Source organism: Moorena sp. SIO3I6 (genome assembly GCF_010672095.1).
In genome coordinates this window covers 1-1072 of sequence record NZ_JAAHHU010001688.1, presented here as the reverse complement: position 1 = coordinate 1072, position 1072 = coordinate 1, and the positions used below count along the sequence as shown (strand labels likewise).

Genomic DNA, 1072 nt, shown 5'->3' with positions numbered 1-1072 from the left:
GTTAGCATCTTGGCGTTTAAGCAGTGACTAGGAGAAACTACATGCTTTGAGTACCTGCTGCACTTTTTGCTTCTTCTAAAGTTAACCATGTCTATCAGCAATTTTCTGTAAATTACTTATGAATCGTACCACCAAATTGTAAATTTTATGTGAAGTCTTTATAAAGGTATAAAGGTTAGGTGAGATAGGCCATTTTTTCAGCAAAAATGGAGGTAATCAGGATAAAACAACCGTTTTAATCAAATTATCGGGATTAAATTGCTATAATTAGCCAAAAAGCAGGTTTAAGCCAGGTTTTGTATATAGGTAGCTACTAGTGGGAAGTCTAATCACTCCGATCGGTCACCTGTAGGGTAAAATCAGCATTGAGCCAATTCCTGTGTCACAGGTGAACATCCTGATCAGGAATGGGGTGAGGCCATTGAGAGTAATTTAAATAACAATGATGATGGTATGATCGATGATGGTATGATGCCATAACCAAGACTACATGGGATAGGTAACTCGGCAGTGGCATTGTTGTTGCGGAAAACTCGAACATTACTAAACTCATAATAGCATATAACCAACATTTATCAATGGGAGGTACCTCGTCCTGGGTTAATGGGACTAGGGAGTAGGGAATACCTAGGCAGCACTGTCTTGGGGAGCTAGTTGCTAATCTGACTCCCCATCTTACCACACCTCCCACACCTCCCACACCTGCCACACTTCCCATATTATCCCCATTTCCCCACACCTGCCGCGCCCCCGCCTCAGACTATTCCCTGATCCGAAGTTCCCTATTCCCTACACGCAGCCTTATTAATTAACGTTTCATCAATTGCCGTCATCAACAACTCATTTACAGATATCCCCGATGCTTTCGCCATAGAAGCAATCACACTTTTAGGCGAAAAAGAACAATACAATCCTGCTTCTAGAAACCAAGGTTGCCCCTGTCGGTCGATACGGAAGTCAAAAAGACTGTAGTGGCGACAGCCCAACGCCTGATGACACATCTTGGCTACTTCCTGAACTGGCTTGGTTACAGGGTCACTAGGGTCTAGCATCCAAGCCTTAACACCATCCA

Annotated in this window: 1 protein-coding gene and 1 pseudogene; both read right to left on the bottom strand. The window is 43.3% G+C overall.

Annotation, left to right across the window (positions count from 1 at the left end):
• Window positions 1–382: 382 nt before the first annotated feature.
• On the bottom strand, window positions 383–709 hold the full coding sequence (locus tag F6K49_RS52320) for a hypothetical protein (RefSeq protein ID WP_293110968.1): 327 nt from the start codon (window positions 707–709) through the stop codon (window positions 383–385).
• Window positions 710–782: 73 nt separating this feature from the next.
• Window positions 783–1072, bottom strand: a pseudogene (locus F6K49_RS52315) (D-alanine--D-alanine ligase); the annotation flags it as partial.